Origin of the sequence: Streptomyces spectabilis, from assembly GCF_008704795.1 — a bacterium.
In the GTDB taxonomy this organism is placed as follows: Bacteria; Actinomycetota; Actinomycetes; order Streptomycetales; family Streptomycetaceae; genus Streptomyces; species Streptomyces spectabilis.
In genome coordinates this window covers 3,030,644-3,043,899 of sequence record NZ_CP023690.1, presented here as the reverse complement: position 1 = coordinate 3,043,899, position 13,256 = coordinate 3,030,644, and the positions used below count along the sequence as shown (strand labels likewise).

Here is a 13,256-nt window from a genome sequence, read left to right as displayed (position 1 = left end):
CGTGCGGGCGGGGCATGGGGGACACTGGTGCGGTACGTCCGTCCGGAATGCCGCGTTGCTGTGATCAGGAGCCGAACCCCATGCCCCGCCTAGCGCTCTACACCCTCCTCGTCTGCGTCCTGGCCGTCGCCGCCGCGGTGGTCTCCTTCGCCCAGGGCAGCTTCCTCGGCATCGTGTGGGTGTTGCTCGCGGGCCTGTCGTCCAACATGACCTGGTACTACTACCGGCGCGCCAAGCTGGAGCGCGCGGCGCGGGCCACCGCCGCTAGCCAGTGATCTCCGGGATGTCCGGGGTGCCCTGCCAGAAGCGGTAGAGCCGCTGGCCCCAGTACGTGTCCCACTCCTCGACGCCGAGGCCGCGCAGGATCGCGTCCACCGCGTCGAAGAAGGCGTGGTTGACCTCCGGGATCCACAGGATGCCGAACACCGCGAGCAGGCCGAACGGCGCGAACGGCTCCACCTGGCGGCGCACCGAGTACGACAGCCACGGCTCGATGACGCCGTACCCGTCCAGGCCGGGGATCGGCAGGAAGTTCAGGATCGCCGCAGTCACCTGGAGCAGCGCGAGGAACGCCAGGGCGTACCGGAACGTGTCCGGTACGCCGTCGAGCGCGTCCAGCCAGAACGGGGCCGTGCACACGATCGCGAACAGCACGTTCGTCAGCGGGCCCGCCGCCGAGATCAGGCTGTGCCGCCAGCGGCCCCGGATCCGCCCGCGCTCGATGAACACGGCGCCGCCGGGCAGGCCGATGCCGCCCATGATCACGAAGAGGACGGGCAGCACGATGCTGAGCAGCGCGTGCGTGTACTTCAGCGGGTTCAGGGTCAGATAGCCCTTCGCCCCGACGGAGATGTCGCCGCCGTGCAGGGCGGTGCGCGCGTGCGCGTACTCGTGCAGGCACAGGGAGACCACCCAGGCCGCCGTCACGAACAGGAAGACGGCGAAGCCGGGGTTGTCCGCGAAGCCGGTCCAGGCCGCCCAGCCGCTCACCGCGGTGACGGCCGCGATGCCGAGGAAGACGGGGCTGACCCGGCGGTCGCCGTGGGAGTGGCCGGTCATGGTGCGGGGCTCCTGGGGTTCGTGCGGTCGCCGTACGCCCACAGCGGGCGTGCGGCAGGCGTGCGGCCTGGCGCGGCGTGCCCGACCGTACAGCAGGAGTACGTGAACGTCCGGCGACGGCGGGGTGGTTCCACGGGGCCCGCCCGGGGCCCGCCCGGAGCCCGGACCCGGGCCCGGAGCGCCAACGGCGACAATGGGGGCGTGCGATATCGCGTTCTAGGCGTCACCCGGGCCCTGCGCCCCGACGGCACCCTCGCCGCCGTCGGTGGTGCCCGACTGCGTGCCCTGCTCGCGGCGCTCGCGCTGCGGCCGGGGCGGACCGTCCCGGTGGCCGTCCTGGTCGAGGAGGTGTGGGGCGGTCAGGGCCCGGCCGACGCGGCCGGCGCGCTGCAGGCCCTGGTGGGCCGGTTGCGCCGGGCGCTCGGCGCGGAGGCCGTCGCCTCCGTGGACGGCGGCTACCAACTGCGGGCGGCGCCGGACGACGTGGACGCGCACCGCTTCGAGCGCCTGGTCGGCGAGGGCACGCGCGCCCTCGCCGACGGCGACCCGGCCAAGGCGGCAGGCGTCCTCGACGACGCGCTCGCGCTGTGGCACGGGGACGCCTTCGCCGATCTGCCGGACCACACCGCGGAGGCGTCCCGCTGGACGGCCCGGCGCCTGGAGGCCCGGCGCGCCCGCCTCGCGGCGGCCGTCGCCCTCGGCCGGGCCGAAGGGGCCCTGCCGGAGATCACCGCCCTGTGCGACACGCATCCGCTGGACGAGCCGCTCCAGGCGCTGCGCCTGCGCGCCCTGCGCGCCGCGGGCCGCGGCGCGGAGGCCCTCGCCGCCTACGACGACGTCCGCCGCCTCCTCGCGGACCGCCTCGGCACCGACCCCGGGCCCGAACTGCGCTCCCTGCACGAGGAACTGCTGCGCCCCGCCGCGGCCGACGCCGGGACCGCCGCCGCGCGGGAGCCCGCGGGCCGGGAGCCGAAGGCCGCCCCCGGCAACCTGCGTGCCCGGCTCACCTCCTTCGTCGGGCGCGCCGCCGACATCGACGCCATCCGGGACGACCTGAGCCGGGCCCGGCTCGTCACCCTGGTCGGCCCCGGCGGGGCCGGGAAGACCCGGCTCTCCCAGGAGGCCGCCGAGGAGATCGACGCGCCGGACGGCGTGTGGCTCGCCGAACTCGCGCCCGTGGACGACCCGGAGGGCGTGCCGGAGGCCGTGCTCACCGCGCTCGGCGCCCGCCAGACCGTGCTGCGCGGCGCGGGCGCGGAGGAGCTGCGCGCGGCGGCGGAGCGGCTCGGCGACGACCCGGTCCGCAGGCTCACCGAGTACTGCGCGCCGCGCCGGATGCTGCTCATCCTCGACAACTGCGAGCACGTCGTCGACGCCGCCGCCCGCCTCGCGGACCGGCTCCTCGCGGCCTGCCCGGGCCTGACCGTCCTCGCCACCAGCCGCGAACCCCTCGGCGTGCCGGGCGAGGCGCTGCGCCCCGTCGGCCCGCTGCCGGAGCCCTTCGCCCTGCGGCTGCTCGCCGACCGGGGGCAGGCCGCGCGCCCGGGCTTCCGGGTGACGGACGCCCCGGAGGCCGCCGCCGAGATCTGCGCGCGGCTCGACGGGCTCCCGCTGGCCATCGAACTGGCCGCGGCCCGCCTGCGGATGCTCACCCCGCGCCAGATCGCCGACCGCCTCGACGACCGCTTCCGGCTCCTGACGAGCGGTGCCCGCACCGTGCTGCCGCGCCAGCAGACCCTGCGCGCCGTCGTCGACTGGTCCTGGGACCTCCTCGACGAGCCCGAGCGGGCCGTCCTGCGCCGCCTCGCGGTGTGCGCGGGCGGCTGCGACCTCGCCGCCGCCGAGGCGGTGTGCGCCGCCCCCGGGGCCGCGGACGTCGAAGTCGACCCGCGCGACGTGCCCGACCTGCTCGGCTCCCTCGTCGACAAGTCCCTGGTCGTGGCCGCCCCTTCGGCGGCGGGCGGCGGGATGCGCTTCCGGCTCCTGGAGACCGTCTACGAGTACGCCGCCGAGCGGCTCGACGAGTCGGGGGAGCGGGCCGCCACCGAGCGCGCGCACCTCACGTACTTCCGGGAGCTGGCCCGGCACACCGACCCCGAACTGCGGGGCCACGGGCAGCGCGCGGCCATGTCGGTCCTGGAGAACGAGTACGAGAACCTGCGCACCGCGCTGCGCCGCGCCGTCGCCGCCCGCGACGAGCACGAGGCGCTGTGCCTGGTGCACGCCCTGTCGTGGTTCTGGCTGATGCGGGACCTGCGCACCGAGGTCCGGCACTGGACGCGCGAGGTGGCGGCGCTCGGGCCCGACCCGTTCGCGCCGCCGGTCGCCCCGGCGGAGCCGCTGCACGGGCGCTGCACGGACACCCCGCCGCCGATGCGGCCCGAGGTGCTCCAGGAGGCCCGGCGCGGCGTGCACCTGATGCAGATGTCCTGCATGGACATGGACCCCGACGCCTGGCAGACCCCGCGGGCCGAGGAGAAGCTGCGCGCCATCCGCGGGGCCTACCGGCCGGGCCTGCCGCAGACCTGCCGGAATCCGGGAAGCCTGTGGTTCTACGCCGTCCTGCTGAGCGGGGACGTCGCCCGGGTCCGGGAGATCGTCGACAGGACCGTCGCCGCGTGCCGCGACTTCGGCTACACCTGGGAGCTGGCCGGAGCCCTGCAGTGGCGCGCCAACCTGCTGGCCAACCGCGTCGACTGGGCGGGCGACGCGTGGCGTGACGCCGACGAGGCCCTGGAGATCTTCACCCGGCTCGGCGACACCTGGGGCATGGCCGAGGCGCTGGCCTCGCGCGCCGAGGCCCACGAGCGGCGCGGCGCCTTCCCGCGCGCGGCCGAGGACTTCGCGGCCGCCATGGCGTACGCGGAGGAGCTGGGCGCCAAGGCCCAGGTGTCGCTCCTGACGGCCCGGCTCGGCGCGGTCCACGTGGAGCTGGGCGAGCCCGAGCGCGGCGAGCGGCTGCTGCGGAGCGTCGTGGACAACGGCGCGGGCCGTCTGGACGGGGCGCTGCCCGCCGCCCGCATCTTCCTCGTCGGACTGCTCGGCATGAACGGCAGGATCCGCGAGGCGCGGGAGCAACTGGCGCTGCTGCGCACGGAGTTCAAGGCCATCGGCTTCGCCGTCTTCGACGGCACGGTGCTCGCCGTCAGCGCCTGGCTCGACACCATCGAGGGCGACCACGAGGGCGTGCTCGCGGGCGCCCGCGCGATCCTGGAGAAGGCCGCCGACCCGCTGTCGCTGATCGTGGCCCCGCAGCTGCTCGCCGTCCATCTGGGGACGGTGGCCCGCGCCCTGGCCGGCAGCGACCCGGGGCGCGCCGCTGCCGCCGCGCGTCTGATCGGGGTGGCCGACAGACGCCTTCCGGCCGGCCATGTGCGGACCGTCTTCGAGCGGGAGATCCGCGAGGCCGCGGAGGCGGCGGCCCGCGCGGCCCTCGGCGACGCGGCCTATGCCGCCGCGTACGCCGAGGGCTCCGGCCTCAGCTGGGAGGAGGCCGTCGCCGCGGCGGGGCTGTGACGCCCCTGCCGGGCGCGCGCCGCTGACGTCACGTCTTCGTACGGAACTTGTGGATCGCGATCGGGGCCATGACCGCCGTCAGGCCCACCGACCAGATCAGCGTCACCCAGATGTCGTGGGCCACCGGCAGGCCGCCGTTCATCAGGCCGCGCGCGGCGTCCGCGAGGGACGACAGCGGGTTGTAGTCCGTGAAGGCCTGGAGCCAGCCGGGCATCGAGTCGGTCGGCGCGAAGATCGACGAGCCGAACTGCAGCGGCAGCAGCACCAGGAATCCCATTCCCTGAATGGCCTGGGCGCTCTTCATGACCACGCCCATGGTGAGGAAGATCCACATCAGCCCGATCCCGAACACCATGGCGAGGCCGACGGCCGCCAGCAGGCCGGGGACGCTCTCCACCGAGAAGCCGATGCACAGGGCGACGACGAACAGGATCGTGGTGGCGACGAGCATGCGCATGAGCTCGACCACGATCTTGGCGATCATGACCGAGGAGCGCCCGATCGGCAGCGACCGGAAGCGGTCCATCACACCGGTCTGGAAGTCCTGGTTGAAGCCGGTGCCCACACCCATGGCCATGTTCATCCCCATCATGGCCATCAGGCCGGGGATCACGTACTGGATGTACTCCTCGCGGCCGCCGCCGAGCGCCTGGCCGACGGAGCCGCCGAAGACGTACACGAACAGGAGCGTGAAGACGATCGGCATCAGGACCGCGTCGAACATCGACTCCACGTCCTGCTTGATCCACAGCAGGTTCCGGCGCACCAGGGCGCCGGTGTGCCGCACGTGCGCGCGCAGGCCGATGCGGGTGTCGGCCTGGTCCGTGAGCGGGACGGCCTGACTCGGGGGCGCGGGGGGCGCCTTGACTGCGGTCGCGCTCATGCGGCGACCTCCTCGTACTCGGTGACCGCGGCGTCCTCCGGGATGCCGGCCTTGTGGCCGGTCAGGGACAGGAACACCTCGTCCAGGCTGGGCAGTTCGGTGGCTATGTCGGCGAGCGTGATGCCGCGTGCGCTGAGCACGCCGACGACCGCCGTGAGCTGTTCGTCGCTGAGGATCGGCACGAGGACCGTGCCGCTCTCGCTGTCCACGGTCGTGGTGGCGAGGCCGGTCAGGCCCGCCTCGTCGAGCGCGGCGGCCGTGGGGCGCAGCTGCAGCGGGTCGGCCGGGCGGATCCGCAGGGTGCGGCCGCCGACCTTCGCCTTCAGCTCGCCGATGCTGCCGCCCGCGACGACCCGGCCGCGGTCGATGACCGTGAGCTCGCTGGCGAGCTGCTCGGCCTCCTCCATGTATTGGGTGGTCAGGAGCACGGTGACGCCGTCCTCGCGGACCATGCGCCTGACCTCGTCCCAGACCTCGTTGCGCGTGCGCGGGTCGAGGCCCGTGGTGGGCTCGTCCAGATACAGCACGGCCGGGCTGCCGATCATCGACGCCGCGAGGTCGAGACGGCGGCGCATGCCGCCGGAGTACGTCCGCGCCGGGCGCTTGGCGGCCTCCGTGAGCGAGAAGCGCTCCAGGAGGGAGTCGGCCCGGGTGCGGGCCTCCTTGCGCGGCAGGTCGAGCAGGCGCCCGATCATGTACAGGTTGTCGTAGCCCGAGAGCTTCTCGTCCACCGACGCGTACTGGCCGGTGAGGCCGATGACGCGGCGGAGCTGGCGCGGCTGGCGCAGCACGTCGTAGCCCGCGACGACGGCGCTGCCGGAGTCGGGGGTGATCAGGGTGGAGAGGCAGCGTACGAGCGTGGTCTTGCCGGCGCCGTTCGGCCCCAGGACGCCGAGGACCGTGCCCTCGCGGACGTCCAGGTCGACGCCGTCCAGCGCCTTGGTCTCGCCGTAGTGCTTGACCAGCCCCCGTACCGAGACGGCACTCGCTTCGCCGCTCGCTCCCCGTTGGGGGGTGTTCTCGATGCGTGTCATGCCTTACATGAGAGCAGCCGCCACCGACAACGTGCCGACAGATTTCCTACAGGCGAACGACAGCGGCGCCTCCAAGGGGGAGCGGCAGCCCGCCGACGGGGGACGATCGACGGGCTGCCGCTGGTGCCGCAGTGGCTTGAACGAGACGCTCCGCTCCGGCACGCCGTGCCGAGGGTCCCGTGCCGGGCGCCTAGTGGACGGAGTGCTCCGCGGCCGGGAACGCGCCGCCGACGACGTCCTCGGCGAACGCCTTCGCGGCGTCGCCCAGCACGCCGCGCAGATCGGCGTACTGCTTCACGAACCGCGGCATCCTGCCGCCGGTGAGGCCCAGCATGTCGGTCCACACCAGGACCTGGGCGTCGCAGCCCGCGCCCGCGCCGATGCCGACGGTCGGGATGTGCAGCGAGCGCGTGACCTCGGCGGCGAGCTCGGCCGGTACGAGTTCGAGCACCACCGCGAAGGCGCCCGCGGCCTCGGCGGCCTTGGCGTCGCGCACCAGCTGGTGCGCGGCCTCCTCGCTGCGGCCCTGGACGCGGTAGCCCATGGTGTGCACGGACTGCGGCGTGAGGCCCAGATGGGACATGACCGGGATGCCGGACTGCACGAGCAGCTCGGTCTGGGCCAGGGAGCGCTCGCCGCCCTCCAGCTTGACCGCGCCGACGCCCGCCTCCTTGACCAGGCGCGTGGCGGACCGCAGGGCCTGGACGGGCCCTTCCTGGTACGAGCCGAACGGCAGGTCGGCGACGACCAGGGCGCGGCTCGTGCCCCGTACGACGGCCGCCGAGAGCATGGTGATCTCGTCGAGGGTGACGGGCACGGTGGTCTCGTACCCCAGGTGGCAGTTGCCCGCCGAGTCGCCGACGAGCATGACCGGGATCCCGGCCTCGTCGAAGACGGACGCGGTCATCGCGTCGTACGCGGTGAGCATGGGCCACTTCTCGCCGCGCTCCTTGGCGGCGGTGATGTCGCGGACCGTGATGCGGCGTGTGCCCTTGCCGCCGTACAGCGTCTTGCTGCTGTCGGTCTTCTGCCCCTTCGGGGCAGGGCTCTGGGCAGCCGAAAGCTGCGTCATCGCAACGGCTCCTTCTGTCGTCTCGAGGCGCCCTGACGGCGTCCCCGGATCACGTCCATGGTGGCATCGCGTGCCGCCCGGGCGCTAGAGGGGTTCTTTTCAGACGTTTTGGAGGTGTATGGCGGATGGGGGTGTTCCCCGGTGTTCTTCCGGGAAAGGCCTGGCAAAACCTTTCCAATACGAGACGGTCTCGTATCGAAAAGTGTCTAGGCTCGTCGGCATGACCACACCTGCCGTCCCCGGCACCCCCCGGATACCGGAGGCCGTCCACCGGCGCCGCTGGGCGATCCTCGGCGTCCTGATGCTCAGCCTGCTGATCGTCGTCCTGGACAACTCCATCCTGAACGTCGCGATCAAGACCATCTCCACGCCCGAACCCACCGGACTCGGCGCCACCCAGGGCGAGCTGGAGTGGGCCATCAACTCCTACACGCTCGTCTTCGCCGGTCTGCTCTTCACCGCGGGCCTGCTCGGCGACCGCTTCGGCCGCAAGCGGATGCTGCTCGCCGGGCTCGCGGTGTTCGGCATCGGCTCCGCGCTCGCCGCGCAGTCCGGCTCGCCCGGCGAGCTCATCGCCTTCCGCGGGGTGATGGGACTCGGCGCCGCCTTCGTCATGCCCGCCACGCTCGCGATCCTCATGAACGTCTTCGAGCGCGAGGAGCAGCCCAAGGCCATCGGCATCTGGGCGGCCGGCGTCGGCCTCGCCGTCGCCATCGGCCCCATCACCGGCGGAGTCCTGCTCGACCACTTCTGGTGGGGCTCGGTCTTCCTCATCAACGTGCCGATCGTGATCGTCGCGGTGATCCTGATGGTCGTCCTCGTACCGGACTCCAAGGACCCCAAGCCCGGCCGGATCGACCTGGTCGGCGTGGCCCTGTCCGTCATCGGCCTGGTGCTGCTCGTCTACGGCATCATCAAGGGCGGCCAGCTGGCCGACTTCACCGACCCGGCCGTGCTCGCGACCGTCCTCGCCGGGCTCGCGGTGCTCGTCGGCTTCGTCTGGTACGAGAAGCGCGCGGAGCACCCGTCCATCGACATCTCGTACTTCAAGAACCGGGTCTTCTCGGCGGCGATCACCGCGATCGCGCTCGTCTTCTTCGCGCTGATGGGCGTCACGTTCTTCTCGGTCTTCTACACGCAGAGCGTGCGCGGCTACACGCCGCTGCAGACCGGACTGCTGATGCTGCCGCTCGCCGCCGCGCAGCTGATCTTCGCGCCGCGGGCGCGGCTCGTCGTCGACCGGTTCGGGGTGCGCGCCACCTGCGTGGGCGGGCTCTCCGTCATCGCCGTGACCCTCGCCGCCTTCACGATCTTCGACTCGGACACGCCGATCTGGGTCCTGGAGGTCGTCTTCTTCCTCATGGGCACCGGGATGGCGCACATCATGACGCCCACCAGCGTCGTCATCATGCAGGCCCTGCCGCGCGAGAAGGCGGGCTCCGCGTCCGCGCTCAGCAACACCTTCCGCCAGGTCGGCGGCGCGCTCGGCATCGCGGTGCTCGGGTCCGTCCTGTCCACGGCGTACCGGGGCGGCGTGGAGGACGAGATGCGGCTCCTGCCGGAGGGGATGCGGCACACGGCGGGCGAGTCCATCGAGGCGACGCTCGGCGCGGCGGCGCGGCTCGGGCCGCGCGGCGACGGCCTGGTCTCCGCCGCCAACGACTCCTTCCTGCACGCGATGCACGTCACCGCCCTGTGCGGTGCGGGGGTCGCCCTGGTGGGCGTCCTGGTCGTGGCCCTGTTCCTGCCGGGCAAGCCCCCGGCCGCCGCCGCGTCCGCCCCTGCCGAACCCCTGGACCGGGAGCCGGCCCCCGCGGGCCGCTAGCGCACCGCGCGGAGCGCTGCCCCGGCGACAGCGGTACAGCGGTACGGGGCGGGTGGGCACAGCCCCGGCTGGGAGGGGGCGCGCCGGACCGCCGGGCCAGGGGAAAATGGGCCAGCCGCTCAACCGCAGAGGAGTCGACACCGTGGAGCAGAGCCCCACCGCGCGAGCCACCCGCGGCCGCCCCCGCAGCGAGGCCGTGGAGCGGTCGATCCTCGACGGCGTCATCCGGCTCATCGAGGAGGGCACCCCCTCGCCGAGCTGTCCGTCGAGCGCATCGCCCGCACCGCGGGCGTCGGCAAGGCCACCATCTACCGCCGCTGGAGCGGCAAGGAGGAGATCTTCGTCGACGTCCTGCGCACCCTGGAGGCCCCGCCCGCCGTCCTGCCCGGCACCTCCATGCGCGACGACCTCGTCGTCCTCCTCGAACAGATCCGCCGCCGCGGTCTGAACCTGCGCGCGTCGGCGATCCTGCACAACGTGTTCGCGCAAATGAAGACCCTGCCCAAGCTCTGGGACGCGTACCACTCGACGGTGATCGAGCCGCAGCGCCGCCGCGCCCAGGACGTCCTGCGCCGGGGGCAGGAGAACGGCGAGCTGCGCGCGGACGTCGACATCGCGCTCGCCCACGAGCTGTTCGTCGGACCCATGCTGGTACGTACCGTCATGCGCTCCGACGCCCCCCTCGACGAGGGCCTGTCGGAGCGCGTGGTCGACTTGGTCCTCGGCGGACTGCGGCCCTCCGAGTGAGCCCCTGACAGGGGTGCGGGATGTTAGCGTGGCGCCCCCCAAGTGGCCCCGAACTCGCGGGCAATATGCGCGTTTCGTCACAGAGTGTGGACCCTGGGGGCGCATGCGGAACCTGTCGTGCGCCCCCGCTCGTCCTCGGGTCCGTACGGCCGTCCGCGGACGGCAGGGACGACACCCGATCATCGCCTAGGGTTCAGGGGCGGGGGACGGTGTGCACGGCAGTCAGTGAGGCGACGAGAGTATGGCGCAGGCGTACAAGGCGGAGACGGACAGCGGCAGCTCGCGGCCCGAGCGCCAGGGCTCCCCGCTGCGGCGTTTCGTCGACGGTTGGCGGGGCGACCGCGGCATCTGGCGGCGCGGTCTCGTCACGGCCGGATTCGCGGTCGTGATCGGTCTGGTGATGCTCGTGCACGCCCAGATCCCGAACGGCGTCGGCAACCTCGGCAGCCTCACCGAGACGTTCCTGCCCTGGCTCGGCCTCTTCGTGCCGGTGCTGCTCGTCATCGCCGTCGTCCGCAAGTCCGCGACGGCCCTGATCGCCCTGCTGCTCCCGGTGATCGTCTGGCTGGACGCCTTCGGCGGGCTCGTCACCGACAAGTCGGGCAGCGGCGGCGACCTCACCGTGGCCACGCACAACGTCAACGCGGACAACCCCGACCCGGCCGCGACCGCCCGCGACGTCGCCGCCTCCGGAGCGGACGTCATCGCCCTGGAGGAGCTCACGTCCGCCGCCGTGCCCACGTACGAGAAGGCCCTGGCGGGCACGTATAAGTACCACTCGGTGCAGGGCACCGTCGGGCTGTGGAGCAAGTACCCGCTGACCGGCACCAAGCCCGTCGACATCAAGCTGGGCTGGACCCGCGCCATGCGGACGACCGTGACGACGCCGAAGGGCGAGGTCGCGTTCTACGTCGCCCACCTGCCGTCGGTGCGGGTCAAGCTCGACGCGGGCTTCACCGCCGGGCAGCGCGACGACAGCGCCGACGCGCTCGGCGAGGCCATCGCCCACGAGAAGATCGGCAAGGTCGTCCTGCTCGGCGACCTGAACGGCACGATGAACGACCGCGCCCTGAACGCCGTCACCTCCCAGATGCGCTCCACGCAGGGCGCCGCGGGTGACGGCTTCGGCTTCAGCTGGCCCGCGTCGTTCCCGATGGCCCGCATCGACCAGATCATGGTCAAGGGCGTCGAGCCGGTGTCGTCCTGGACGCTGCCGAGGACGGACAGCGACCACCTGCCGGTGGCGGCGAGCGTCGACCTCTGACGGTCACGCGCCCGTAACCTCGCGGAACGCTCGGGCGGAATACTGGGTGCGGGCTCCTTTGTTCCGTACGTAAACTTAACGATTCCCCTGATCGCTCCCTGCCCTCGTACGGGCTGTCTCCCGTACGGGGCTGTCCGGAAGGTAGTACGTCTCCATGCCCCTGGCCCTGCTCGCCCTCGCCGTGGGCGCCTTCGGCATCGGCACGACCGAGTTCGTGATGATGGGCCTGCTGCCCAACGTCGCCGACGACCTGCACATATCCATACCCACCGCCGGACACCTCGTGTCCGCGTACGCGCTCGGCGTCGTCATCGGCGCCCCGCTGCTCGCCGCCGTCACCGCGCGGCTGCCCCGGCGCCGCGTCCTGATCGGCCTCATGGTCCTCTTCGTCGTCGGCAACGCGCTCTCGGCCGCGGCCTCGGACTACCACCTGCTCCTCGCCGCCCGCTTCCTCAGCGGTCTGCCGCACGGGGCGTTCTTCGGCGTCGGCGCGGTCGTCGCCACCGGGCTCGTCGCGCCCGAGCGCAAGGCGCGGTCGGTGTCCCTGATGTTCCTCGGGCTCACCGTCGCCAACGTCGTCGGCGTGCCCGTCGCCACGCTCATGGGGCAGCAGCTCGGCTGGCGCGCCACCTTCCTCGCCGTGAGCGCGATCGGGCTCGCCGCCATCGCCGCGCTCGCCCTGCTCGTCCCCGCCGACCACGGGCACGGCCAGAGCGTGGGCCTGCGCGGCGAGCTGCGGGCCCTCGGCTCGCTGCCCGTGTGGCTCGCGCTCGGTACGACGGTCGCGGGCTTCGGGGCGCTCTTCGCCGCGTACAGCTACGTCACGCCGATGCTCACCGACTCCGCGGGGTTCGCCGAGGCCAGTGTGACGCTGCTGCTGGCGCTCTTCGGCGTCGGCGCCACCGCGGGCAACCTGCTCGGCGGGCGGCTCGCCGACCACGCCCTGCGCGGCACCCTCTTCGGCGGCCTGGCCTCCCTGGCCCTCGTGCTCCTCCTCTTCCCGCTCTTCATGAAGGCCGAGTGGAGCGCCGCCGTCGGCGTCACCCTCCTCGGCATGGCCGCCTTCACGACCGGCTCGCCCCTCCAGCTGATGGTCATGGAGAAGGCGGCCGCGGCGCCCTCGCTCGCCTCCTCCGCCAACCAGGCCGCCTTCAACCTCGCCAACGCCGGTGGCGCCTGGATCGGCGGCCTCGCCCTCGCGGCGGGCTTCGGCGTCACGTCCCCCGCCCTGGCCGGCGCGGCCCTCGCCGTCCTCGGCCTCGGCGTCGCCGCGATCGCCTACGCCGAAGACCTCCGCCGCGCCCCGGCGACCTCCCCGGCCCGGGTCATCACCCCCACCCCCGAGCCCACCCGAGAGCGGACCCACCACTAGCAGCGGTGCCGGGCGCCCCCCCGGGCCCCCGGCGAAACCGCGCTACGCGACTGGCCCCGGCCCCACCTTGGCCGTGCGCCACGGGGCAGCCCTGCCCACCCACCCCCACCGGACGCCGAGGCCCGGCCGTGTACCGCCGGGGCGGTCCCGCCCACCCGCCCCCACCCGTCATCGGCAGCCGCAGCGCTCCGCGTCGGGGCCCGGCTGCGTCCCGCCGGGGCAGTCCCGCCCACCCGCCCCCACCCGGCGACGGCACCCGGAGCGCCGCGCGCCGAAGCTCAGCCGACGAAGCCAGGGAGTTTCGGGCGGGTGGGTGGGAAACCACCGCCGCGGTAGCGGCGGCGCCGCCCACCTCGCGGCAGCGCGGAGCGTCGGGGTCCGGCCTCGCAAGGCCGGGGAGTTTCGGGCGGGTGGGTGGGAGAGACCGCCGCGGTAGCGGCGGCACCGCCCACCCGCAGGCAGCGCGAAGCACCGGACCCCAGCC

9 protein-coding genes and 1 pseudogene are annotated in these 13,256 nt (G+C 73.5%); 6 read left to right on the top strand and 4 right to left on the bottom strand.

Translation table 11 applies throughout. The annotated features are described in order from the left end of the window. Positions 1-14 precede the first annotated feature (14 nt). The gene (locus CP982_RS13160; RefSeq protein ID WP_150510694.1) at positions 15-275 is read left to right on the top strand and encodes a hypothetical protein; all 261 of its coding nucleotides are present in this window, start codon (positions 15-17) and stop codon (positions 273-275) included. On the opposite strand, the gene CP982_RS13155 is transcribed toward CP982_RS13160, so the two are convergent. Then, a complete protein-coding gene (locus tag CP982_RS13155; RefSeq protein ID WP_150510693.1) occupies positions 265-1,059 on the bottom strand; it encodes a site-2 protease family protein in 795 nt (264 codons plus the stop codon). The genes CP982_RS13160 and CP982_RS13155 overlap by 11 nt on opposite strands. Before the next feature lie 201 nt (positions 1,060-1,260). On the opposite strand from CP982_RS13155, the gene CP982_RS13150 reads away from it, so the two are divergent. Then, positions 1,261-4,575 carry an ATP-binding protein gene (locus tag CP982_RS13150; RefSeq protein WP_150510692.1) on the top strand — a complete coding sequence of 1,105 codons (3,315 nt, stop codon included), beginning with the start codon at positions 1,261-1,263 and terminating at the stop codon, positions 4,573-4,575. A gap of 28 nt (positions 4,576-4,603) precedes the next feature. On the opposite strand, the gene CP982_RS13145 is transcribed toward CP982_RS13150, so the two are convergent. From CP982_RS13145 to panB, 3 genes are all read right to left on the bottom strand, one after another. Next, positions 4,604-5,458 carry an ABC transporter permease gene (locus CP982_RS13145; protein WP_150510691.1) on the bottom strand — a complete coding sequence of 285 codons (855 nt, stop codon included), beginning with the start codon at positions 5,456-5,458 and terminating at the stop codon, positions 4,604-4,606. Next, complete coding sequence (locus CP982_RS13140) at positions 5,455-6,492, bottom strand: ATP-binding cassette domain-containing protein (RefSeq protein WP_150510690.1); 1,038 nt, start codon at positions 6,490-6,492, stop codon at positions 5,455-5,457. The genes CP982_RS13145 and CP982_RS13140 overlap by 4 nt, the downstream gene beginning before the upstream one ends. Positions 6,493-6,682: 190 nt before the next feature. Then, on the bottom strand, positions 6,683-7,564 hold the full coding sequence (panB, locus tag CP982_RS13135) for a 3-methyl-2-oxobutanoate hydroxymethyltransferase (protein WP_150510689.1): 882 nt from the start codon (positions 7,562-7,564) through the stop codon (positions 6,683-6,685). 220 nt (positions 7,565-7,784) lie between these two features. On the opposite strand from panB, the gene CP982_RS13130 reads away from it, so the two are divergent. From CP982_RS13130 to CP982_RS13115, 4 genes and pseudogenes are all read left to right on the top strand, one after another. Then, on the top strand, positions 7,785-9,389 hold the full coding sequence (locus CP982_RS13130) for a DHA2 family efflux MFS transporter permease subunit (RefSeq protein WP_150510688.1): 1,605 nt from the start codon (positions 7,785-7,787) through the stop codon (positions 9,387-9,389). Between the two features lie 196 nt (positions 9,390-9,585). Then, a pseudogene (locus CP982_RS13125) lies at positions 9,586-10,136 on the top strand (TetR/AcrR family transcriptional regulator). A gap of 241 nt (positions 10,137-10,377) precedes the next feature. Beyond that, positions 10,378-11,400 (top strand): endonuclease/exonuclease/phosphatase family protein, encoded by a 1,023-nt coding sequence (locus tag CP982_RS13120; protein ID WP_150510687.1) that lies wholly within the window; start codon positions 10,378-10,380, stop codon positions 11,398-11,400. A 154-nt stretch (positions 11,401-11,554) separates the two neighbouring features. Next, complete coding sequence (locus CP982_RS13115; RefSeq protein ID WP_150510686.1) at positions 11,555-12,772, top strand: MFS transporter; 1,218 nt, start codon at positions 11,555-11,557, stop codon at positions 12,770-12,772. Positions 12,773-13,256: the final 484 nt, after the last annotated feature.